Consider the following 22,514-nt stretch of genomic DNA (forward strand, 5'->3'; position numbering starts at 1 on the left):
GTGGACTGCAAACCCTGCGCCGCCCTGAGCGCGCCTTGTCATGGCGTACTCACCGCAGTGTGTCCGGTGAGATTAGGAAGGTCTGGACCAATCGTCAAGAGGTCCAGACCAAAGATCGCGTCGCGACCGTTCGCTCACCGCGCGCCCAACTCCTGTGCCAGCACCGCCGCCTGGACCCGGCTGCGCAGCTCCAGCTTGCCCAGCAGCCTGCTGACGTGCGTCTTCACCGTCGCCTCCGCCATGGAGAGCCGTACCGCGATCTCGGCGTTCGACAACCCCTCGCCGAGGCAGCCGAGGACCTCCCGTTCCCGCGGGGTGAGCGCGTCCAGCACCGAGGGGTCGGGCGTCCTCGCCGGCCGCGGGGGAGCGGTTCCGGCGAACTCCGCGATCAGGCGCCGCGTCACGGCCGGGGCGATCAGCCCCTCGCCGCGCGCCACCGTGCGCACCGCTTCGATCAGGTCGTGCGCGTCGGTGTCCTTCAGCAGGAAGCCCGCCGCCCCCGCGCGCAGCGCCCCGAAGACGTACTCGTCCAGGTCGAACGTGGTCAGCACCAGGACGTCCGCGAGCCGCTCGGACACCACCTGCCCGGTCGCCGACACCCCGTCCAGTCGCGGCATCTGAATGTCCATCAGCACCAGGTCCGGGCGCAGCTCGCGGGCCAGGCGCACCGCCTCCTCGCCGTCCCGGGCCTCACCGACGACCTCGATGTCGGACGCACTGGACAGGATGAGCACCAGCCCGGCACGGACGGCCGACTGGTCCTCGGCGACCACCACCCGGATCGTCATGTTCTCGATGTTCCTTCCGTCGTGGGCAGTTCGGCCCGTACCCGCCATATTGTCGCCCCGTCACCGGTGACCGAGGGTCCCGCCTCGATGGTGCCGCCCAGCAGCGCCACCCGTTCCCGCATCCCCACCAGGCCGGCCCCCGATCCGGGCGCGCGGGGCCCGGGGCGCTCCCCGATCACACTGCTGACCTCGATCGTGAGCAGCTGACCGGCCCGGTCGAGCCGCACCTCGACCGGGCCCGGTGCGGCGTGCTTGAGCGCATTGGTCAAGGACTCCTGGACGATCCGGTACGCGGCCAGCTCGACCGGCGCGGGCAGCGGCTCCCGCTTTTCCCGGGTGTCCTCGAACGTGCAGGTCAGCCCGCTCGAAGCGGCGTTCGTACGGGCCTGCTCCACCAGTGCGTCCAGCGAGGCGAGGGTGGGCGAGGCGGCCGGTTCCGAGGAGCCGCCGGTGCGCAGCAGCTTGATCAGCCGGCGCATCTCGGCGAGGCCGGCGACGCTGTTCTCCCGGATCACGCCCAGCGCGTCGCGCGAGGTGGCCGGCTTGTCGATGGAGAGGGCGGCGGTGGAGTGGACGGCGATCGCCGACAGGTGGTTGGCCACCACGTCGTGCAGCTCGCGGGCCATCCGGGCGCGTTCGGCGGCCACCGCCTGCGCCCGGTCCATCTCGGCCAGCAGCGTGGTCTGTTCGGCGTGCAGCCGGGCCGTCTCGGCGGCGTCGCGGTGGTTGCGGACGCTGACCCCGGTGAGGGCGGGCAGGAACGAGATCATGCCGGTGACGACACCGATGAGCAGCGCCTGCGGGTTGCGGAACCAGGCCAGGAAGCCGATCGTGACGGCGACCATGATCAGGAACGTGGTCACCGGGATGCGGCGGGCGGCGGACGGCTTCCCGTACAGCACGGCCGCGTACACCAGGTCCGTGAACATCAGGACCGTCGCCAGGTTCCCGACCGTGAACTGGTCCGCGACCAGGGCGAGCGTGCCGACCACCAGCCCCGTCTGCGGGGCGGTCCTGCGCAGCAGTTCGAGCCCGGAGACGACGACGAGCGGCACCAGACAGACCCAGGGAGCGGTGAAGGACCGGTTGCCCTGGAGATGCAGCCCGACCAGCCACAGGAGCACGCCGCCGGCCAGGCCGAGGGTGGCCAGGAGCACGTCGTGGCGGTGCGGGCGGGGAAAGGAGAACACCCTCCCATCCAACACGGCCTCCCGCACCCGGGCCTCCCTACCGGGGCCGAGGCGCCAGTACATCGAAGGATGCAGTCCGGGTTCGTCATCGCCGACGACGATCGGGCCCCGGCCGGCCGGAAGACTGGAGGGGATCGGAAGGGGAAATGCCGTGATCGTCACGCTGATCGTGCTCTGCGAAGTCGCCTTCTGGGTGCTGCTGGCCGCGGGACTCGCGCTGCGGTACCTGGCGAAGAAGCCACGACTGGGCGCAGCCGTCCTGCTGTGCGAGCCGCTGCTGGAGGTGGTGCTGCTGGTGGTCACCGCGATCGACCTGAAGAACGGCGCGGTGCCCGACTGGAAGCACGGGCTGGCCGCGGTCTACATCGGCTTCACGGTCGGCCTCGGCCACTCGACGATCCGCTGGGTCGACGCCCGGGTGGCCCACCGCTTCGCGGGCGGCCCGCCGCCGGTGAAGCCGCCGAAGTACGGCATGGCGCGCGCGGCCCACGAGTGGCGGGTGGCGGCGCGGTGGACCGTCGCGGCGGTGACGGCGCTGGCGCTGCTCCAGCTGGCGATCTGGTACGTCGGCGGGGACGGGGACGCCTCGACGCTCCAGGCGTGGCAGCAGAAGATGCTGTTCGTGATCGGGATCAACGTGGTCATCGCGGGGAGCTACACCCTGTTCCCGAAGGCGGACCCGGGGCCGAAGTCGGAGCCGGAGTCGAAGCCGAAGACGCTGCGCTGAGGCCCGCCCCGGCCCCCGGTCCCCGGGGAGCCCGGGGACCGGGGACGGACGGAGGCCGGTGGGCTACCGCTCGCCGCCCGGCACCCACAGCACGTCCCCGAGCTCCTTGTTCGCCGTCCGCGCGAGGATGAACAGCAGGTCGGAGAGGCGGTTGAGGTACGTGGCCGTCAGCGTGTTCATCGTGTCGCCGTGCACCTCCAGCGCCGCCCAGGTGGACCGCTCCGCGCGCCGGACCACCGTGCACGCCTGGTGCAGCAGCGCGGCCCCCGGCGTACCGCCCGGCAGGATGAAGCTGCGCAGCTTGTCCAGCTGCTCCAGGAAGTGGTCGCAGTCCGCCTCCAGCTTGTCGACGTAGCTCTGCTCGACCCGCAGCGGCGGGTACTCGGGGTTCTCGACGACCGGTGTCGACAGGTCCGCGCCCACGTCGAAGAGGTCGTTCTGCACGCGGACGAGGACCTTCACGACGTCCTCGGAGAGCTGTCCGAGCGCGATGGCGGTGCCGATGACGGCATTGGCCTCGTTGGCGTCGGCGTACGCGGAGATCCGCAGGTCCGTCTTGGCGGTCCGGCTCATGTCGCCGAGGGCCGTGGTGCCCCGGTCGCCGGTGCGCGTGTAGATACGTGTCAGGTTGACCATGCCGTCAGGCTAGTGCCCCGCCCCGGCGGGACGGGCCCGGCCGGGGCACGGCTCAGGCCCCGGCCCGGTGGAAGACCCGGGCGCCCAGCGCCACGGACCCGGCCGCGAGGGCGACCGCCACCAGCGCCCCGTACAGCATGTCCGCGGTGGCGTACGCGCCCACGTACGCGTCCCGCACCGCGTCCACGAGGTGGCGCAGCGGGGTGAGGCGCGAGACGACGTCCAGCCAGGCCGGTCCCAGGGTCATCGGCAGCATCAGGCCGGAGAGCAGCATCACCGGCATGGTGACCGCGTTGATGACGGGACCGAACTCCTGCGGCGTCGCGACCTTCATGGCCAGCGCGTAGGACAGCGAGGCCAGTGCGACCGTCAGCAGCCCGACGAACGCGAAGCCGATCAGGACCCCGGGCAGCGGCGCGCGCAACCCCATGACCAGGGCGGCCAGCACCAGCAGCACCGCCTGGAACACGAAGAGCACGGCGTCCCGCAGGACCCGGCCCAGCAGCAGCGCCAGTCTGCTGACCGGGGTCACCCGCATCCGTTCCACCACCCCCGAGGACTTCTCGACGATGATCGAGAACCCGGAGAACGAGGCGCCGAACAGGACGAGTTGGAGCAGCAGCCCGGGGACCAGGACCTGCCAGGAGTCACCGGTCGGACCGAGCGGCAGACCGCTCAGGAGCGGGCCGAAGAAGAGCAGGTACAGCAGCGGCATCAGGACGCCGAAGAGCATCTGGAAACGGGAGCGCAGGGTCTGGCGGGCGTACCGCCCGAGGACGAGCGCGGTGTCGTGCAGGAGCATCGGCGGTCCTAGACGGAGAGGGGCGCGGCGTCGGCGGGCGCGGGGGCGCGGCCGGTGATCGCGAGGAAGGTGTCCTGGAGGGAGGCGGCGGGGGAGCCGGTGTACTCGGTCCGCAGCGCGGCCGGGGTGCCCTCGGCCGCCACCGCTCCCCGGTCGATCACGATCAGCCGGTCGGCGAGCGCGTCGGCCTCGTCGAGGTAGTGGGTGGTGAGGACGACCGTCGTGCCGGAGTCGTCGCGCAGTCCGCGCACCAGCTCCCACAGGTCGGCGCGGCCGGCCGGGTCGAGTCCGGTGGTGGGCTCGTCGAGGAAGAGGACGGACGGGCGGTGGGTGAGGGCCATCGCGATGTCCAGGCGCCGCCGTTGACCGCCGGAGAGCGTGACGGCCCTCCGGTCGAGCAGCCCGTCGAGACCGAGCCCGTGCGCCAGTTCCGCGGCCCGTGCGGTCGCCTCCCGTTTGCCCAGCCGGTACAGCCGTCCCTGGGTGATCAGCTCCTCCCGGACGGTGAGGTGCGGGTCGACGCCGCCGGACTGGGCGACGTATCCGCACGCCGCACGGACCCCGGCCGGGTCACCGGCCAGGTCGTGCCCGGCGACGGCGGCCGTGCCGCCGGTCGGGGCGAGCAGCGTGGTGAGCATCCGCAGGGTGGTGGTCTTGCCCGCCCCGTTGGGGCCGAGGAGGCCGACGATCTCGCCGGCCGCGACCGTCAGGTCGACGGACCGCACGGCGTGCACCGGCCCGCTCCTGCTGTCGAAGGACCGGGCGAGCCCGGTCGCGCTGATGATTGGCATGGTGACCACAAAAACAGAGAGACCCCAAAAATGCAATGACGCCAATTTTTTATCGGCTCATGCCCGACACCTACGATGGGGAGATGACCGAGGGACTCAGGGAGCGCAAGAAGCGCCAGGCCAGGCAGCACATCTCGGACCTCGCGACCGGGCTGTTCCTGGAGCGCGGCTTCGTGCCGGTGACCGTCGCCGAGATCGCCGAGCTGGCGAACGTCTCCGTGAACACGGTGTACAACTACTTCCCCGCCAAGGAGGACCTCTTCCTCGACCGGACGAAGGGCGTCACCCGGCGGGTGGCCCGGTTCGTCCGCGCCCGCGACAAGGGGGAGTCGGCGGCCGAGGCGGTCCTGCGGGAGCTGCGGGCCCTGGTCGTCGCGGTCTCGCCGGAGCTCGGACTGATGGACGGCTACGCCGACTTCATGCGGGTCATCGAGGAGGCGCCCACCCTCCAGGCCCGTCTCGCCCGCCTCCAGGCCGAGGTGCTGGACGCCGTCGTCACCACCCTGCGCGAGGAGACCGGCGCGGCGGCGGACGATCCGCTGCCGGGACTGGTCGGCGGTCAGCTCGCCTGGATCGAGGGGGCCCTGGTCGGTCACATCGGCCAGGAGATGCTGGCCGGGCGCAAGGCGGCCGAGGTCTCCCGCGACGCCCTCGTCCTGCTCGACGAGATCGAGGATCTCCTCGGCGAAAAGGTCCTCAACTACGCCCGGCGCGCCGCCGGATGACGGGTCCCGGTGTGATGTCCGTCATTTGAGACGTGACGCGCATCTCTTCGGGGCCCCAGCGCCCCTCACGGGTACTAATCTCCGCCGGAGAGCATGTGAAGAACCGTTGAGACCGGCCGTGCAGGGACCAGCTGCAGAGGCGGGCAGAAACCAAGGGGTGCAGACGTGGCCAGGAAGCTCGCCGTCATCGGAGCCGGACTCATGGGGTCCGGCATCGCGCAGGTCTCCGCCCAGGCGGGCTGGGACGTGGTGCTGCGCGACGTCACCGACGAGGCCCTGACCCGCGGACGCGACGGCATCAAGGCCTCGTACGACAAGTTCGTCTCCAAGGGCAAGCTGGCGGCGGACGACGCCGAGGCCGCGCTCGCCCGCATCACCACCACCACCGACCTCGACGCGGTCGCCGACGCGGACGTCGTCGTCGAGGCCGTCTTCGAGAAGCTGGAGGTCAAGCACGAGATCTTCCGGGCGCTCGACAAGATCGTCCGCGAGGACACCGTGCTCGCCTCCAACACCTCCGCCATCCCGATCACCAAGATCGCGGCCGTGACGGAGCGCCCCGAGCGCGTCGTCGGCGTGCACTTCTTCTCGCCGGTCCCGATGATGCAGCTCTGCGAGCTCGTCCGCGGCTACAAGACCAGCGACGAAACCCTCGCCACCGCGCGGGAGTTCGCCGAGTCGGTCGGCAAGACCTGCATCGTCGTCAACCGCGACGTCGCGGGCTTCGTCACCACCCGGCTGATCTCGGCGCTCGTCGTCGAGGCCGCCAAGCTGTACGAGTCGGGCGTCGCCTCGGCCGAGGACATCGACATCGCCTGCAAGCTGGGCTTCGGCCACGCCATGGGCCCGCTCGCCACGGCGGACCTGACCGGCGTCGACATCCTGCTGCACGCCACGAGCAACATCTACACCGAGTCCCAGGACGAGAAGTTCGCCGCGCCGGAGCTGATGCGCCGGATGGTGGACGCAGGTGACATCGGCCGCAAGAGCGGGCAGGGCTTCTACACGTACTGATCGTTTTCGGTCCCCCGGACGTCCGATCCGCCGTCGATCGGACCCGGGGGACCGGGGGGCGTCTTCCGGAGACCGCAGATCCACGCGGATCCTGGCCGGGCCTGGGTCACTCCACAGGGTGAATTCGGTATCGGTTCGCTTACAGACGGCAACCTCTCCGTCTCCGACGCAGTCAGTTGTGGGAGAGACGGAACAGACAGACGAACCTTGCTACGGAGCATTCCGGGGAGCGCATATGCACATCAGGGGCGACCACGCCGAGCTGGTCGTCGGGGGCCGCCTCGACGTCCGAAGCGCGGCGGACGCCCGTACGGCCCTGCACTCGGCCCTCGACGACGGAGTCGGCGATCTGGTGCTCGATCTGACCGAGCTGGATTCCTGGGACGCCACCGGGCTCGGCGTCATCATGGGCGCACACCGCCGCGCCGGACGCGCCGGCCGACGACTGGTGCTCCGCGGGGTGCCGCCGCAGATGCAGCGCCTGCTGGTGGCAACCCGGCTGCATCGCATTCTGGCCATCGAGGGCGGAATCGCTGCGGACTCGCTGCCGCGCGTGTAGGACCTGCGTGGACCCCGCATCGGGCGCAGCGTTCACCGCCGTGCGCGGTGAGCCCGCGCCGGACGGGACCGCCCGGCGCCGGGGATCCGGTGCGCGCCGCCCGGCTCCGCGGCCGCCCGCCGCCCCGTGCACGGCCGTACGGACTCCCGCGCCGCGCCCGGTCCGGGGGCGTTGCGAACGAAAGCGCGCAATCCGCATGAGAGCACGCGCTTCGGGCGGCACCACCCCCCGACTGTGCGGGGACCCCGGCCGACGGTCTAGGGTTCGGCCGTCCGCCCATTGACGAACCCACCCGGCGGAAACCGGACCGGAAGCGACAGCGGGGCGTGCGAGGCCGGAGGGGCAATCGTGCACGACGCGTCTGGGGGCTTTGACGATGGACCCGACACACCGGGAGCCGGAAGAGTTCGGCCGGGACCACGACGGGCCCGGTGACGGACCGGACCGCGGCCGTTCCCAGGACTCCCGGGGCCGCTCGGCCAAGGGCGCCCCCGGCGCTCCGGATTTCGGTCGGCAAACGCCGCAACAGGCCCGCTTCGTCCGCCTCATATCGGGCGACTACCTCCTCACCGTCAACCCGGTCGACGGCAGCGAGGTCGAACTGTGCCCGCCGGGGGAGCAGCCCGCCGCCCCGGTCCGGCGCACCGAGGCCGCACGCGCCGACCACGAACGCGCCCTCGCCCCGCCCGTGCCGCCGGGGCCGCCCGCCCCGCAGCTCCCGCTCCTGGAGCGCGCCGAGGAACGCGAACGACTGGTGCGCCTGATGTCCCGGGGCCGCTCGGTGCGGCTCGTCGGATCGGCCGGATCGGGCCGCACCGCCCTGCTGGACGCCGTCGCCGCCGACTGCGCGGGCCTGGCGCCGGACGGAGTCGTACGGCTCTCCGGCCACCGCAGGACCACCACCGACCTGCTGCACGGGCTCTTCGAGGCCGTGAACGAGGCGCCGCTGTACCGCCCCGACCGGGCCGCCCTGCTCGAAGAGGTCCGGCGCATCGGCGCCGTCGTCCTGGTCGACGACCTGGAAATCGGCGGGGCCGCGCTGGAGGAACTGCTCGACGCCACCCCCGAGTGCGCCTTCCTGTTCGCGACGACTCCGGACGTCGCCGCCCCCGGCGCGGACCCGTACCTCGAAGAGGTCCTCCTCGCCGGTCTCGGCCGCGAGGCCTCGGTCGAGCTGCTGGAGCAGGTCGTCGAACGCCCCCTCACCGAGGAGGAGCGGAACTGGGCGGGCGACCTCTGGTTCGAGTCCGAGGGACTGCCGCTGCGCTTCGTCCAGGCGGGCGCCCTGCTGCGCCAGCGGGACCTGCTGGGCGCCGCCCCCGAGGCGTACGACGCGTACGGCGGCGGGGACCGGCCCGCGGGCCCGCTCTTCGGGCACGACGGAACCCGCGTACCGCTGCCCAGTCTCGGCGACGGCGCGGCCCCCGCCGCCCTGCTCGCCTCACGGCTGAGCGAGCCGGCCCGCGACACCCTGCGCTTCGCCGTGGCGCTCGGCGGCGAGGTGCCGCACCAGGCCCATCTGCCGGCGCTCGTCGGCGACACCCACGCGGACGCCGCGCTGGGCGAGCTGGCCGGCTGCGGACTGCTCTCCCCGGCCGGTCCCCGCTACCGGCTGGCCGCCGGGGTCCTCGCCCAGCTGGAGGCCGCCGGATACGGCGAGGACGCCACCGACCGGGCCCGGACCGCGGCCCAGCACTACGCCTGGTGGGCCGGGCACCCCTCCGTCACCCCCGAGCGGGCGGCGGCCGAGGCCGACGCCGTCGTCGCGGCGATGGCACAGCTGGTGCCCGGTGACGGCGCGGGACAGACCAGTGCGGCCGTGCTGCTGGCCCGCAGCGCCGCCCCGGCCTTCGCGGCGGGACTGCACTGGGGGGCCTGGGAGCGGGCGCTGCGGATCGGCCAGGAGGCGGCCAGGATCGCCGGGGAGGTCGCCGAGGAGGCGTACTTCCACCACGAACTGGGCGTCCTCGCGCTCCTCTCCGGCAACCCGGACCGGGCCCGCGCCGAGCTGGAGACCTCGATCGGCATGCGCGGGGCGCTCGCCGACAAGTCGGGCGCGGTGGCCGGACGGCGCGCGCTCGCCCTGGTCGCCGACCGTTCCGGCGGACCGCTGCCCGGCGCCCTCGCACAGGTGGGCGAGGACGTGCCGTTCGCGGAGCCGGTGGAACAGGCGCAGCCGCCCGCCCGCCCGATGGCGGCCACGACGCAGCCGCTGTCGCCGTCGCGGCCCGACGAGGGCCCCACCACGGTGATGACGCGGCAGAGCGCCCCCGCCGCGCCCGCCGCGCGGGGCGGCCGGCTCGGGGTACTGGGCCTCGCCCGGCGCAACCTGGTCGCGACGGCCGCGGGCGTGCTCCTGGCCGGGGTGCTCGGCACCGTCGTGGTGCTGGGCCTGACGTCCGGCAGCGACGAGGCACCGGGCAACCGGGGCGTCACGAGCGAGCAGTCGTCCGGCGAACAGGACGGCGACGCGCAGGAGGACCCGGCGGGCGACCCGTCGGGCGACTCGACCGCCGGCTCCACCGCCTCCGGCGGCGACGGGGCGACCCCCGGCCCGTCCGGCAGCGAGATCACGCCGAGCGGGAGCGGCTCGCCGTCCACCGGATCGACGGGGCCCAGCGACACCCCGTCCTCGGACCGGCCCACCAGCGACGAACCGTCCTCGGACCGGCCCACCAAGTCGTCGAGCCCCACCAAGTCCTCCTCCCCGACGAAGTCGGAGAGCCCCAGCCCGACCCCCACGGAGACCGAGACCCCGGAACCGACGGACACGGCCACCGAACCCGAGCCGACCTCGCCCGACACCTCCGACTCGGCGAGCGGACCCTCCTCCTCGTCGGCCTCGGCCGCGGCGGGCCCGGACGGCGGCCCGGTGGCGGCCTGAACCCACCCCGCAACGGGCGGACGCCGGACGCGATGCACGCGTCCGGCGTCCGGGGAGACGGTCGGGGGAGAGGGACCTGCGGGGTCAGAACAGCCGCAGCTTGTCGTCCTCGATGCCGCGCAGCGCGTCGTAGTCCAGGACGACGCAGTCGATCCCGCGGTCCGTCGCCAGCACCCGGGCCTGCGGCTTGATCTCCTGGGCCGCGAAGACGCCCTTCACCGGGGCGAGATGGGGATCGCGGTTGAGCAGATCCAGATAACGGGTCAGCTGCTCCACTCCGTCGATGTCGCCGCGCCGCTTCAGCTCCACGGCGACGGTCCCCCCGTCGGCGTCCCGGCACAGGATGTCCACCGGACCGATGGCGGTGAAGTACTCACGGCGGATCAGGGTGTAGCCCTCGCCGAGGGTCTCGATCCGGTCAGCGAGGAGTTCCTGGAGGTGCGCTTCGACGCCGTCCTTGATGAGGCCCGGGTCGACGCCCAGTTCGTGGGACGAGTCGTGGAGGATCTCCTCCATCGTGATGATGAGTTTCTCGCCCGCCTTGTTCACCACGGTCCAGACGTCCGCGGTGTCGCCGGTGCCCTCCTTCAGGGTGCAGGGCGGTGACATCCAGTTGAGGGGTTTGTACGCCCTGTCGTCGGCGTGGATCGACACGCTCCCGTCCGCCTTCACCAGGATCAGACGGGGAGCGGAGGGCAGGTGGGCCGTGAGCCGGCCGGCGTAGTCCACGGAACAGCGGGCGATGACGAGACGCATGGTCGGCAACGCTACTCGACGAGGGGTGCTCCACGCGATTCTCCCCCGTCACCCCCATCACTCCGCCCACACGTTGACGGCCCGCGACGGGGCTTGCCCCTCTTTGGGCCCGTTCGTCGATGGCCGGTTGTGTTCCCAATCTCCTGGTGCGGCCAGGACTGCGCCCGTACCGTGTAAGCAGGAGGTCGCCGTCCGTGTACGCTGCGTCGCCGTCCTCCTTCCCTGCCCGTAAGGCCCCGGCCAAGGCGTCGGGGTCGCGAGAGGAGAACCCATGTCGCTCGACGTCTCACCGGCGCTGTTGGAACAGGCCGAGCGAGGCGAGGTCGACGAAGCGGACTTCGTCGACTGCGTCCGGACCTCCCTGCCCTACGCATGGGAGATGATCAGCTCTCTGGTGGCCCAGCTGAAGGTGGACGGCGGAGAGTTCGCCGACAACCAGACGCCCCCGCCGGACGAGCAGGCACGTGGTCAGCTGCTGCGCGCACTCGCGAGTGACGCGATCCGCGGCGCGCTCCAACGGCACTTCGGGGTGCGTCTGGCATTCCAGAACTGCCACCGCGTCGCGGTGTTCCCGCTGGACGCCTCGGCCGACGAGCGGCTGGCCCGCTTCACCTCGGTGCGGGGCCAACTGCTCAACCAGTCCCCCGAGTTGCGGGACTGTTAGGGCGTGTTCCGGAAGTCCCGTCCGCCCCCGGCCCGCCCGCGGGCGGGCGACGTCGCTTCCGCGACACGCGCCGGGCCCCGTCCGGCCCGGCGCGGCCGTACGGGGCCCGGGGGCTTCCGCCCGCCGTCCCGGACCGGAGGGGTTCCGGCCGGTTCCGGAGCGGGGGTGCGCGTGCTCCTGGCGGGGTGTCATGAGAGCAGCGGGAGCACTTCGGTGCCCAGCCGCGCCACGTTCTCCTCCGTGGCCGCCAGATCCCCCGAGCCCTCCGCCAGGAGCGCGAAGCGAGTGATGCCCGTCCGCTCGGCGGTGGCGGCGAGCCGGTCGGCGGCGAGCCGGGGCGGGCCCACCGGATGAAGGCCGCACAGGAATTCCGTGTACGCGACCGGATCGCGCATCACCCGGTGCCGTCCGTCGACCGTCACATGGGCGTCCAGCCCCTGGCGCAGCCAGCCGGGCATCGTCTTCACGAGCGTCTCCACGGCGTCCTCGTGCCGGTCGGCGATCTGGACCACCCCGGCGGAGACGTGCCCGGCGGTGCGGACGCTCTCGGGCGAACGGCCCGCGGCGAGGGCGGTGGAGCGCCACAGGGCGACCATGTCGGCCTTCTCCTCGTCCGCGCAGTGCATCCCGAGCAGCATCGGCAGCCCGTTCTCCGCCGCGAGCCGCACCGTCTTCGGCGAGGTGCACGCGACGATCACCTCGGGGCCGCCGAGACCGTCGCCGTTCTCGTCGGCCAGTTCGTCGGCCCGGGGGACCACCGCGACCTCGCGGAAGCCGTACCGCTCCCCGCGTCCGGCCACCCGCGGCTCGCGCAGCCAGTCGAGCAGCAGTCCCAGGGACTCCGGGAAGCCCTTCTCGTACGCCGCAAGGCCGCTCCCGAACACCTCCAGGTCGACCCACGGCCCGCCCCGGCCGACGCCGAGGGTGAACCGGCCGCCGCTGGTGAGGTGGAGCAGCGCGGCCTGTTCGCCGAGCGCGACCGGGTGCTGGGTGGGCAGCACGCTGACCGCCGTGCCCACCCGGATCCTGCGGGTGCGGCCGAGCAGCAGCGCGGCCAGGGTGGCGGCGGACGGGCAGACCCCGTACGGCACGAAGTGATGTTCCGCCAGCCAGACCGAGTCGAGCCCGGTTTCCTCCGCGACCTCGGCGGACCGGACCGCGCGGTGCAGCGCTTCCCCCGGCCCCTGCCCCGGAAACTGGGCTGCCAGTACGAACGTTCCCACACGCATCGCCAATTGCCTCCTTGCGGCCGACGCGGCTCTCCCCTACAGGCATCAACGCCTGACACGTGCCAAGGGCACGGGCCGGAGGCAGGTTGTTGCGATTTTCCGGTAACTCACCCCCTTCGGGGGTGACGCCGGGGAGGGCACCGGGCACCGCCATCGGCCGGATGGCCCTACGCTTGGACGGGAACTGCCCGGCCTGTTTTGTGAGGTGTCACGTGTCCCCGCGCCGAAACCGCTCCCGAGGCGGCGAGAGTTCCCACGACAGCGCGGCGGAACCGGGAGCCCGGTACGGCGGCGGCGGACGCACGGAGGAGTGGCGGGGCGAGCAGTGGTCGGTCCGCCCGGTGAGCGGGGCGAGCGCGGTGGGCAAGCACTACCGCTGCCCCGGCTGCGACCAGGAGATCCCGTCCGGCGTCCCGCATCTGGTGGCCTGGTCCGAGTACGCCGGCATCGACGACCGCAGACACTGGCACAAGGCCTGCTGGAACGCGAAGGACCGCCGCACCACGCAGGTGCAGCGGTCCAGGAACGCGCCCCGTTACTGATGACGCCCCGTCGCGGGGGTGGGGCGGAACCGGTCAGACGTCCCGGCGGTCCATGGCGAGGCAGGCGCAGAACAGCGCCACGGCCGAGACGCCGAGCATGATCCACAGCGGGTCCCAGCCGGACGGCCCCGAATCGGTCACCGGGGCCGAGTAGAACGCGCTGAGCTGGTTGGGGATCGAGTACTCGAAGAGCTTCATCCGCAGGCCGGAGAGCGACTCCGAGAACATGAACATGCCCAGCACGAGGGGCAGCAGCACCAGGCCGATCATGATCGTGATCGCCCCGGCGGAGTGCCGGATGAGGGCGCCGACCGCGAGCGAGAACAGGCCCAGCGTCGCCATGTAGAGACCGACACCGACCGTCGCGCGCAGCCAGTCGTCGCCGGAGGGCGTCCCGCCGCCGACGATGGCGGTCTGCGCCGCCGCGACCAGGGCGGTGGTCACGGTCGTGATGACGAAGGTCAGCAGGAAGAAGACGATCGCCTTCGCACACAGCACCCGGGCCCGGCTGGGGCAGGCGGTCAGCGTCGTACGGATCATGCCCGTGCCGTACTCCGAGGCGATGGTCAGCACGCCGAGCGTGATCACGCAGAGCGAGCCGAGCAGCACCCCGTAGAAGCCGAGGCTGAGCACCGGCATCGAGCCCATGTCGGCATCGGCCGCGTTGACCGCGACCGCGGTCAGCAGCCCGATCCCGACCAGCAGTACGACCATGACGCCGAGCGTCCAGATCGTGGAGCGCACCGAACGGATCTTGGTCCACTCGGAGGCGAGCGCGTCGCGGAGGGTCGCGGCGCGCACCGGGATGGGCGAGGTGTAGGGGCCGAGCGCGGCCGACAGGTCCTGCTCCCGGTACGGTGCCTGCGGGGGCGGCGGCGTGGTCATCGGGCGTCCTCGCTGGTGTCGTGCTTGGTCAGGTCCGCGGGAGCGGCCGGGGGCTGCGCGTAAGGGTTCTGTCCGGGCGGCGGCGGGGCGTACCAGTTGGGCTGGGGGGCCTGCGGGACCGGCGGCTGCACGCCCCCGTACCCGTCGGGCACCGGTTCCTGGAGGCCGGCCCGCTCGTCCGCCGTCGAACGGTAGTCCACGACGCCCTGCGTCATCCGCATGTACGCCTCCTCCAGCGACGCCTGGTGCGGCGAGAGTTCCCACAGCCGGACGTCCGCCCCGTGCGCCAGGTCGCTGATCCGGGGCAGCGGAAGCCCGGTGACCCGCAGGGCCCCGTCCGGCTCGGGCATGACCTGCCCGCCCGCCCCGGTGAGCGTGGCGGTCAGCTTCTCGCGGTGCTCGGCGGCCCCGTCCGGAACCCTCACCCGGGCGAAGTCGGCCGAGTTGGCGGAGATGAAGTCCGTGACGCTCATGTCGGCGAGCAGCTGCCCGCGGCCGATCACGATCAGGTGGTCGGCGGTGAGCGCCATCTCGCTCATCAGATGGCTGGAGACGAAGACCGTGCGGCCCTCGGCCGCCAGCATCTTCATCAGGTTGCGGACCCAGAGGATGCCCTCGGGGTCGAGGCCGTTGACCGGCTCGTCGAAGAGCAGCACCTGGGGGTCGCCGAGCAGCGCCGCCGCGATGCCGAGCCGCTGGCCCATGCCGAGCGAGAAGCCCTTGGACCGCTTGCGCGCCACTTCCTGGAGGCCGACGACACCGAGCACCTCGTCGACCCGGGGGGCCGGGATGCCGGCCAGCTGGGCGAGCGAGAGAAGGTGGTTGCGGGCGCTGCGGCCGCCGTGCACGGCCTTCGCGTCCAGCAGCGCGCCCACCAGCCGCGGCGCGTTCGGCAGACTGCGGTAGGGGTGGCCGCCGATCGTGACGTGACCGGAGGTCGGCCGGTCCAGGCCCAGCATCATGCGCATGGTGGTGGACTTGCCCGACCCGTTGGGACCGAGGAAGCCGGTGACGGCGCCCGGCCGCACCTGGAAGGAAAGGTTGTGCACGGCCGTCTTCGCGCCATAGCGCTTGGTCAGGCCGACTGCCTCGATCATGCTTCAGCCCCATCGACTCACGTCTGTCGTCGGGGCCGGACCGAGCGGCCGCACACCCCCGTAAGAGTTAGGAGGATAACCAGCCCCTGACGGTTCCGGCCAAGTCGTTCCGGAAGGCTTGTCTCCCCGCGGGCCCGGCGGACCGGCGGCAGCCGGCCCCGTACCGACGGCCCCGGCCCCCCGTCAGGCGTCCCGCTTCTTGAGCACGAGGTAGCCGCCGAGCAGCGCCGCCGCCACCCAGGCGACCAGGATGCCGAGCCCGCCCCACGGCCCGTACGGCGCCGGATCGCTGTTCATCGCGTCCGGGACCACCTGCATGATCTTGGAACCGGCCTGGTCGGGGAAGTACCGGGCGACCTTCTTCGCCCCCGGTACCACCGACAGGATCTGGGAGACCAGGAAGAAGAACGGCATCAGGATGCCGAGCGACAGCATGGAACTGCGCAGCATCGTCGCCACACCCATGGAGAAGATCCCGATCAGCCCCATGTACAGGCCGCCGCCGACCACCGCGCGCAGGACGTTGTCCGCGCCGATGCCGGTGCGGTGCCCGCCCAGCAGGGCCTGGCCGAGGAAGAACGAGGCGAAGCTGGTCGCGATGCCCACCGCCAGGGCCAGCAGACCGGCCACCACGACCTTGCTGAACAGGAACGAACCGCGCTGGGGCACCGCCGCCAGCGAGGTCCGGATCATGCCCGAGCTGTACTCCGTACCGATCACCAGCACGCCGAAGACCACCATGGCCAACTGGCCGAGGACCATGCCGGAGAAGCTGATGAGGGTCGGATCGAAGGTGGCCCGCTCCATCGCGGGGAGGTCGTCGAACTGGGCGTTCATCAGGGCGCAGAGCGCCGCGCTCATCGCGACGGTGACGACGAACGCGGAGATCAGCGTCCAGACGGTCGAGGAGACCGTACGGATCTTGGTCCACTCGGAGGCCAGGACCGCGGGTACCGATGCCATCGTCGTCACCCCTCCCCGCCGTCGGCCCCGGCGGGGCCGCCACCGGTCCGCCGGTCCCACCGATCGCCCCAGCGCGGATCCGCGGGCGGTGGCGCGGGGCTGTGGTCCGCGTGCGCGTGGTACTCCACGGACTCCGCCGTCATCCGCATGAACGCGTCCTCCAGGGAGGCCCGCTGGGAACTCAGCTCGTGCAGCACGATCTGGTGCCGCGCGGCGAGCTCGCCCAGCGCCTCGGTGGTGGCGCCGTCGATCTCCAGCGTGCCGCCGCCCGACTCGACCACGATCAGCCCCTCCTCGTGCAGCACGTCCAGCAGCCGTTCCCGCTGCGGGGAGCGCAGCCGCACGTAGCTGCGGGAGTTGCGGTGGATGAAGTCGGCCATCGACGTGTCGGCGAGCAGCCGGCCCTGGCCGATCACGATCAGGTGGTCGGCGGTGAGCGCCATCTCGCTCATCAGATGGCTGGAGACGAAGATCGTGCGGCCCTCCACGGCGAGCGTCTTCATCAGGTTGCGGATCCAGTGGATGCCCTCGGGGTCGAGGCCGTTGACCGGCTCGTCGAAGAGCAGCACCTGGGGGTCGCCGAGCAGCGCCGCCGCGATGCCGAGCCGCTGGCTCATGCCGAGCGAGAAGCCCTTCGACTTCTTCCGCGCCACCGCGGTCAGCCCCACGGTGTCCAGCACCTCCGCCACCCGGCTCTCCGGGATGCGGTTGCTCTGCGCGAGACAGAGCAGGTTGTTGTACGCGCTGCGCCCGCCGTGCATCGACTTCGCGTCCAGCAGCGCCCCGATGTACTTGAGGGGCTCCGCCAGCTCGCGGTAGTGCTTGCCGTCGATGCGGACCGAACCACCGGTCGGGTTGTCGAGATCGAGCATCATCCGCATCGTCGTGGACTTGCCCGCCCCGTTGGGTCCCAGAAAACCCGTCACCATCCCGGGCCTGACCCGGAACGAGAGCCGGTCGACGGCAACCTTGTTGCCGAAGCGTTTGGTGAGGCCGTCGAGCTCGATCATGCGTTCACGCTAGAACGGCCGCGCGCCCGGCGCCACAGGGGCGGCGCCGGGCACACGAAGAGGGCGCCGAAGATCCCGGCCGAGGGCCGGCCGGAATCTTCGACGCCCTCACTCACACGTGCGGACCCGCCGCCGGGGCGTCCGGGTCAGTGGGACTGCTGGGCCGGGACACCACGGGTGACCGGCTCGTCGTCGGCGGGAGAGCCGGCGGCGGCCACCGCGGCGCCGGTCAGCGTCGCCAGCATCTCGCGGACGTTGGTGAGCTGCGCGTTGATCGAGTCGCGGCGGTTGGTGAGCGCCGCCAGCTCGCGCTCCGATTCGCTGCGGATCCGGTCGGCCTTCGCGTTCGCGTCGGCCACGATGTCCTCGGACTGGCGCTGCGCGGTCTCCACCGTCTGACGGGCCCGGCGCTCGGCGTCCGTACGGAGCTTCTCGGCCTCCAGGCGGAGCTGCTCGGCGCGGTGCTCGATCTCGGCGAGCCGCTTCTCGGCCTTGGCCTGACGGGACGCGAGGTCGCGCTCCGACTGGTCGCGGCGCTTGGCCAGGTTGGTCTCGAAGTCCGCGGCGGCCTGGGCGGCCTTGGCGCGGGTCTCCTCGAAGAGGGCGTCGGCCTCCTCGCGCTTCTGCGCGGCGTCCTTCTGGGCATCCGTACGCAGCGAACTGGCCTCCCCCTTGGCCTTCTCGATGATGCGGACGCCCTCGTCCTCGGCCTTCGCCTTGCGCTCGGCGGCGAACGTCTCGGCGTCGTTGCGCACCTGCTGGGCGGCGGACTCGGCCAGCTCGCGGTGCTGCTCGGCGGCGCGACGGGCCTCCTCGCGCAGGTCCTTCGCCTCCTCCTCGGCCAGGCGGAGGATCTTCTCCACCCGCGCGCCGAGACCGGCGTACGACGGCTCCGCGTCGTTCACCTGGGCCTGGGCGTTCTGGGTTTCGAGGTGGAGCTCCTCGATGCGCTTTTCCAGAGAGGTGATGCGGGCGAGAGCACTATCACGGTCGGCGACGAGCTTGGTAATGCGGTCATCCACCTGACCGCGGTCGTATCCACGTCGCACGAGCTCGAAGCCGAAGGGGGAGGAAGGGTCGCTCATGGGGTTCCTGTCGAATGAGACCGGTGAGGTGTTAGAGGGAATCCTAGGGGCCCGGACGGCGTGTCATCGAGTGGATGCCCTTTTGATCTGGAGAATGACCCTCCTTTTGAGTGGCTAACCCCCGCAACTCTTGCCACTCGGAGGGTTGAACGTTCCTGACGAAGCACGGGAAACGGCAAGGCGACTACCCCTCGGACGACTTGCCACCCGATCGAGTGCCTGCGGAGGCCCCGGCTTTGACGCCCCCGGAGGAGCCGCCCCCGCCCTTGCCACCCGTCGGCGTCTCGAAGGACTCCAGCGCCTCCAGCACGTCCTGGACACGGGAGATCTCGGTGTTGATGTCCGCCCGGCGCCGCACCAGCAGATCGAGCTCGCGCTGCCCCTCGTCCACCATGCGCTTCGCCTCGGCCTCGGCCTCGGCCCGCAGCTTCTCGGCCTCGCGGACCACCGTGGACTTCTTCTGCTCGGCTTCCTTCAGCAGCGACTCGGCCCGCTTCACCGCGGCGATCCGGACCTTGCTGGCCTCCGAGTTGGCGTCCGCCAGCAGCTCCTTGGCCTTGGCCTCCGCCTCGTCGCGCTGCTCGGTCGCCGCCTTCATCAGGTTGTCGACGCGCTCGCCCGCCGTCTTCATCTGCTCGGCGGTCTCCCGCCGGGCCCGGTCGTGCAGCTCCTCGATCTCGCCCTCGATCCGGGCCCGCAGCTCCTCGGCCCGCTCCCGGATCGCCGTGGCGTCCCGGCGCGCGCCGACCAGCAGCTCGTCCGCGTCCGTACGGGCCCGCTCCACCAGGGAATTGCCCTCGACGGTCGCCTCCGAGGTGATCCGCGTGGCCTCCTTGCGGGCCACGCCGACCATCGTGTCGGCCTGCTTCTCGGCCTCGGTGGCGGTGCGCAGCGCCTCCTCCCGGGCCTTGTCGATGAGCTGGTCGGCCTGCTCCGCCGCGTCGGCCCGGCGCTTGGCCGCGGCCTCCCGCGCCTCGTCGAGCAGCCGGTCCGCCTCCTGACGGGCCTCCGCGCGCATCTGCTCGGCCGCCGCCTCGGCGTCCGCGCGCAGCCGCTCGGACTCCTCACGGGTACGGGCCGCGTGCTCCTGCGCCGCCCCGACGGCGGCCGCCGCCTCGGCCCGCAGCCGCTCGGCCTCGTCCGCGGCCTCGCCCGTCGTCCGGGCCGCCTGCTGCGTGGCCTCCTCGACCAGCGAGGCCGCCTGCCGGGTGGCCTCCTCGACCAGGGTGGTCGCCTGCCGCGTCGACTCCGTACGGATCCGCTCGGCCTCGTCCGTCGCCTCGCCCACCAGCCGGTCGGCCTGGGTCGCCGCGTCCGAACGCATCCGGTTGGCGTCCTCGCGGGCCTCGGCACGGCTGCGCGCCGCGTCCTGCTCCGCGGAGGCCAGCGCGTCGGACGCCTCGGTGCGCATCCGCTGGACGTACTCCGCGGTGTCCGCGCGCAGCCGCTCCGCCTCGGCGGCCGCGTCGGCCACGGTCCGCTCGGCCAGCTCCTTCGCGGCCTCCGACGCCTCCTGCGCCTCCCGACGGGCCCGCGCCGCGTCCTCGCCGGCCCGCTCCCGCTCCGCGTACGCGTCGGTGCGGACCCGGTCCGCCTCCTCCTGCGCCTCGGCCTTCGTGCGCTCCGCGACGTGCTCGGCGGTCGAACGCAGCCCGGCGATCTCCGCCTCGGCCTGCTCCTGGAGCCCGCTGACCGAGTCCCGCACCTGCTGGGCGGTCTGCTCGGCCGCGGAGACCAGCTCGGTCGCCCGGCCGTCCGCCTCCTCGACCAGCCGCTGGGCCTCGGCCTGGGCGTCCTCGACCCGCTTGCGGGCGGAGGCGAGGAGCTCCTCGCTCTGCTCGCGGGCCCGCTCGCGCTCCTGGTTCGCCTCGGTGCGCGCCGCGTCGAGGGTCTCCTCGGACTCCCGGCGGCGCCGCTTGGCCTCCTCCTGGGCGGCGGCCAGCGCCTCCGCGGCCTCCGCACCCACCCGCTCCGCGGCGGCGGCGGCCTCGGAACGCAGCCGGTCGGCGCTCTCCTGCGCCTCCGACTTGAGCCGCTCCGCCTCGGCGGCGGCCTCCGTGCGCAGCCGCACGGCCACCGACTCGCCCTCGGCCCGCGACTGCGAGGCGTCCGACGCGGCCTCGTCGCGCAGCCGCTCCGCCTCGGTCTCGGCCTGCTCCCGCAGCGCCCGCGCCCGCTCGGCGGCCTCCGTGCGCAGCCGCTCGGACTCCTCGTTCGCCTCGCGCCGGATGCGCTCCGCCTCGGCGCGCGCGTCCGTCAGCTCCTGCTCGGCGCCGGCGACCCTGGTCTCGGCCTCCGTGTGCAGCCGGGACAGCTCCTCGGCCGCCTCCGCCTGCCGGGCCGCGACCGCGCGCTCGGTCTCCTCGCGCAGCTCCGCCGCCGCCCGCTCGGCCGCCTCGGTGGTCGAACCGGCCTGCTCCTCGGCTTCCGCGCGCAGCTGCTCGGCCTCGGCACGGGCGCGCTCCAGCGCCTCCTCGGCCTGCTTGCGCAGCGCGGCGGCGCGCTCGGCGGCCTCGGTGCGGACCCGCTCGCTCTCGGTGCCCGCGGCGCCGCGCAGCTCCTCCGCGTCGGCCTTCGCCTTGGCGAGCAGCTCCTCGGCGGTCTTCGCGCCCTCCTCCAGCTGCTGGACGGCCTCGCGGCGCGCCTCGCCCCGGATCCGCTCGCCCTCGGCGACCGCCTCGGAACGCAGCTGCTCGGCCTCGCCGCGCAGCCTGCGCGCCTCCTCCTGCAGCTCGACCGTCTTGGCGCGGTACTCCTTGGTGTCGTCCTTGGCCGCGCCCTTGAGCTGATCGGCCTGCTCGGCGGCCTCGCCGCGCAGCCGGTCCGCCTCGGCCTCCGCCTCGCGGCGGATCCGCTCGGCCTCCTCGGCGGCCGACCTGGTGGTGGACTTCGCGTCCTCGGACGCCTTGGACAGCACCTCCTCGGCGGCCCTGGCGGCCTTGGCGAGCTGGGCCGCGGTGTCCTCGGCGGCGGCCGTGCGGGCCTTCTCGGTCGCCTCGGACTTCAGCCGGTCCGCCTCGGCACGGGCGTCGGCGAGGGCCTGCTCGGCCTCCGCCTTCAGGGCCTCGGCCTCCTTGGTGGCCTCGCCGACCAGCCGCGCGATCTCGGACCTGGCCGTACGCGTGCGCTGCTCGTTCTCCGACTCGGCGGAGGCCAGCCGCTTGGCCGCGGCCTCCTTCGCCTCGGCGGTGACCTTCTCGGCCGTCAGCCGGGCCTCGCGCAGCTGGGTCTCGGCCTCCTGCATGCGCTGCTCGGCGGCCCGGCTCAGCTCGGCGGTCTGCTGGCGGGCCTGCTCGGTCTCGGCCGTCGTGGTCGTGCGCAGCCGCTCGGCGTGGCTGGTGGCCTCCTGCGCCTGGCTGGAGGCCGCGTTCAGCATCCGCTCGGCGTCCTTGCGGGCGCGCAGCAGGAGCGCCTCGGCCTCGGCACGGGCCGACTCCGCCTCGGAGCCGAGCCGCTGGCGGGTCTCCTCCGCGACCCGTTCCGCCTCGGCGCGCGCGGTCGCCAGGGCCTGCTCGGCCTCCGCCCGCGACTCCTCCAGCAGCCGGCGGGCCTGGGCCTCCGTCCGGGCCCTGAGCTGCTCGGCCCAGGCGACGTTCTCGTTGACGTGGGACTCGACGGTCCGGCGGCGCTCCGCCAGTTCCTGGTCGAGCTGCTGACGCCGCTGCACCGCCTCGTTGTGCAGCTCGGCCTGGAGCCGCGCCTGGTGCTCGGCGTGCTCCTGAAGGATGCGCTGCGTCTGCGCGCGGGCGTCCCGCAGCTCCCGCTCGGCGTCGGTCCGCAGCTGCTCCGCCTGGATCTGGGCGTTACGGAGCAACTGCTCGGCCTGATAGCCGATGTCCGCGCTGTCGTAGGCGGGACGGGTCGCGAGATTGCGCCGAGCCTCGTGCAGCTTGGCGCGCAAGACCTCGACCTGGTAACCGAGGTCCTCGGCGTGCTGGACGGCCTTCTCCCGGTCGGTCTTCAGCCGGTCCATCTCGGCCTCGAACCGCGAGAGATGGTCGTCTTCAGCCCGGTGGCTCTCCTGGCGTTCGTAGCCCCGCACTGCGCGGTCCCATCCTTCCCCGAGCTCTCGACTTTGTTCGAGCAGGGGAGACCCCAACCCTGGTCGCAACTCGCCTACGAGTAGCGTTCGCCGGTGAACGGCCTCCCGGGGAATGGTGACAGATC

Annotated in this window: 20 protein-coding genes; 7 read left to right on the forward strand and 13 right to left on the reverse strand. The window is 72.7% G+C overall.

Features of this window, described 5'->3' with window-relative positions; genetic code table 11:
* Positions 1-134 precede the first annotated feature (134 nt).
* Together ACFYW1_RS12050 and ACFYW1_RS12055 are read right to left on the reverse strand one after the other, a co-directional pair.
* On the reverse strand, positions 135-788 hold the full coding sequence (locus ACFYW1_RS12050) for a response regulator (protein WP_388990542.1): 654 nt from the start codon (positions 786-788) through the stop codon (positions 135-137).
* Positions 785-1,978 (reverse strand): sensor histidine kinase, encoded by a 1,194-nt coding sequence (locus ACFYW1_RS12055; RefSeq protein ID WP_388990544.1) that lies wholly within the window; start codon positions 1,976-1,978, stop codon positions 785-787. The genes ACFYW1_RS12050 and ACFYW1_RS12055 overlap by 4 nt, the downstream gene beginning before the upstream one ends.
* Before the next feature lie 151 nt (positions 1,979-2,129).
* Between ACFYW1_RS12055 and ACFYW1_RS12060 the strand changes: the two genes are divergently transcribed.
* Positions 2,130-2,705 (forward strand): hypothetical protein, encoded by a 576-nt coding sequence (locus tag ACFYW1_RS12060; RefSeq protein ID WP_388990546.1) that lies wholly within the window; start codon positions 2,130-2,132, stop codon positions 2,703-2,705.
* A gap of 63 nt (positions 2,706-2,768) precedes the next feature.
* On the opposite strand, the gene ACFYW1_RS12065 is transcribed toward ACFYW1_RS12060, so the two are convergent.
* The 3 genes from ACFYW1_RS12065 to ACFYW1_RS12075 are packed head-to-tail and all read right to left on the reverse strand — an operon-like array spanning position 2,769 to position 4,934.
* Entirely contained in the window at positions 2,769-3,341 is a 573-nt protein-coding gene (locus ACFYW1_RS12065) for a cob(I)yrinic acid a,c-diamide adenosyltransferase (protein WP_388990548.1), read from the reverse strand.
* Between the two features lie 52 nt (positions 3,342-3,393).
* On the reverse strand, positions 3,394-4,143 hold the full coding sequence (locus ACFYW1_RS12070; protein WP_388990550.1) for an ABC transporter permease: 750 nt from the start codon (positions 4,141-4,143) through the stop codon (positions 3,394-3,396).
* Positions 4,144-4,151: 8 nt separating this feature from the next.
* Positions 4,152-4,934: an ABC transporter ATP-binding protein gene (locus ACFYW1_RS12075; protein ID WP_388990552.1), complete on the reverse strand. Its 783-nt coding sequence runs from the start codon at positions 4,932-4,934 to the stop codon at positions 4,152-4,154.
* Positions 4,935-5,017: 83 nt separating this feature from the next.
* Here ACFYW1_RS12075 and ACFYW1_RS12080 point away from each other — a divergent pair, with 83 nt between their 5' ends.
* From ACFYW1_RS12080 to ACFYW1_RS12095, 4 genes are all read left to right on the forward strand, one after another.
* Positions 5,018-5,659 carry a TetR/AcrR family transcriptional regulator gene (locus tag ACFYW1_RS12080; RefSeq protein ID WP_388990554.1) on the forward strand — a complete coding sequence of 214 codons (642 nt, stop codon included), beginning with the start codon at positions 5,018-5,020 and terminating at the stop codon, positions 5,657-5,659.
* Between the two features lie 165 nt (positions 5,660-5,824).
* A complete protein-coding gene (locus ACFYW1_RS12085) occupies positions 5,825-6,673 on the forward strand; it encodes a 3-hydroxyacyl-CoA dehydrogenase family protein (protein ID WP_148839248.1) in 849 nt (282 codons plus the stop codon).
* A gap of 235 nt (positions 6,674-6,908) precedes the next feature.
* Positions 6,909-7,232, forward strand: a complete 324-nt coding sequence (locus ACFYW1_RS12090; protein WP_072486732.1) for an STAS domain-containing protein — start codon at positions 6,909-6,911, stop codon at positions 7,230-7,232.
* Between the two features lie 376 nt (positions 7,233-7,608).
* Positions 7,609-10,116 (forward strand): ATP-binding protein, encoded by a 2,508-nt coding sequence (locus ACFYW1_RS12095; RefSeq protein ID WP_388990557.1) that lies wholly within the window; start codon positions 7,609-7,611, stop codon positions 10,114-10,116.
* An 84-nt stretch (positions 10,117-10,200) separates the two neighbouring features.
* Here ACFYW1_RS12095 and nucS read toward each other — a convergent pair whose 3' ends face one another.
* Positions 10,201-10,872: an endonuclease NucS gene (gene nucS / locus ACFYW1_RS12100; RefSeq protein WP_148839250.1), complete on the reverse strand. Its 672-nt coding sequence runs from the start codon at positions 10,870-10,872 to the stop codon at positions 10,201-10,203.
* Between the two features lie 271 nt (positions 10,873-11,143).
* Between nucS and ACFYW1_RS12105 the strand changes: the two genes are divergently transcribed.
* Complete coding sequence (locus tag ACFYW1_RS12105; protein WP_129800535.1) at positions 11,144-11,536, forward strand: SCO5389 family protein; 393 nt, start codon at positions 11,144-11,146, stop codon at positions 11,534-11,536.
* Between the two features lie 188 nt (positions 11,537-11,724).
* On the opposite strand, the gene ACFYW1_RS12110 is transcribed toward ACFYW1_RS12105, so the two are convergent.
* Positions 11,725-12,765 (reverse strand): LLM class flavin-dependent oxidoreductase, encoded by a 1,041-nt coding sequence (locus tag ACFYW1_RS12110; protein WP_388990560.1) that lies wholly within the window; start codon positions 12,763-12,765, stop codon positions 11,725-11,727.
* Positions 12,766-12,977: 212 nt separating this feature from the next.
* Between ACFYW1_RS12110 and ACFYW1_RS12115 the strand changes: the two genes are divergently transcribed.
* Positions 12,978-13,307, forward strand: coding sequence for an ATP/GTP-binding protein (locus tag ACFYW1_RS12115; RefSeq protein ID WP_388990562.1), 330 nt, complete (start codon positions 12,978-12,980; stop codon positions 13,305-13,307).
* Between the two features lie 33 nt (positions 13,308-13,340).
* Here ACFYW1_RS12115 and ACFYW1_RS12120 read toward each other — a convergent pair whose 3' ends face one another.
* The 6 genes from ACFYW1_RS12120 to scy form a co-directional block, all read right to left on the reverse strand.
* The gene (locus ACFYW1_RS12120; protein ID WP_388990564.1) at positions 13,341-14,192 is read right to left on the reverse strand and encodes an ABC transporter permease subunit; all 852 of its coding nucleotides are present in this window, start codon (positions 14,190-14,192) and stop codon (positions 13,341-13,343) included.
* Complete coding sequence (locus ACFYW1_RS12125; protein WP_388990566.1) at positions 14,189-15,289, reverse strand: ABC transporter ATP-binding protein; 1,101 nt, start codon at positions 15,287-15,289, stop codon at positions 14,189-14,191. Before ACFYW1_RS12125 ends, ACFYW1_RS12120 begins: the two co-directional genes overlap by 4 nt.
* Positions 15,290-15,472: 183 nt before the next feature.
* A complete protein-coding gene (locus tag ACFYW1_RS12130) occupies positions 15,473-16,252 on the reverse strand; it encodes an ABC transporter permease subunit (RefSeq protein WP_388990568.1) in 780 nt (259 codons plus the stop codon).
* A 5-nt stretch (positions 16,253-16,257) separates the two neighbouring features.
* Positions 16,258-17,262, reverse strand: a complete 1,005-nt coding sequence (locus tag ACFYW1_RS12135) for an ABC transporter ATP-binding protein (RefSeq protein ID WP_388990570.1) — start codon at positions 17,260-17,262, stop codon at positions 16,258-16,260.
* Between the two features lie 146 nt (positions 17,263-17,408).
* Positions 17,409-18,347 carry a cellulose-binding protein gene (locus ACFYW1_RS12140; protein WP_388990572.1) on the reverse strand — a complete coding sequence of 313 codons (939 nt, stop codon included), beginning with the start codon at positions 18,345-18,347 and terminating at the stop codon, positions 17,409-17,411.
* A 184-nt stretch (positions 18,348-18,531) separates the two neighbouring features.
* Positions 18,532-22,389, reverse strand: coding sequence for a polarized growth protein Scy (scy, locus tag ACFYW1_RS12145; RefSeq protein WP_388990574.1), 3,858 nt, complete (start codon positions 22,387-22,389; stop codon positions 18,532-18,534).
* Positions 22,390-22,514 lie beyond the last annotated feature (125 nt).

The organism is Streptomyces sp. NPDC002669, from assembly GCF_042889165.1.
In the GTDB taxonomy this organism is placed as follows: domain Bacteria; phylum Actinomycetota; class Actinomycetes; order Streptomycetales; family Streptomycetaceae; genus Streptomyces.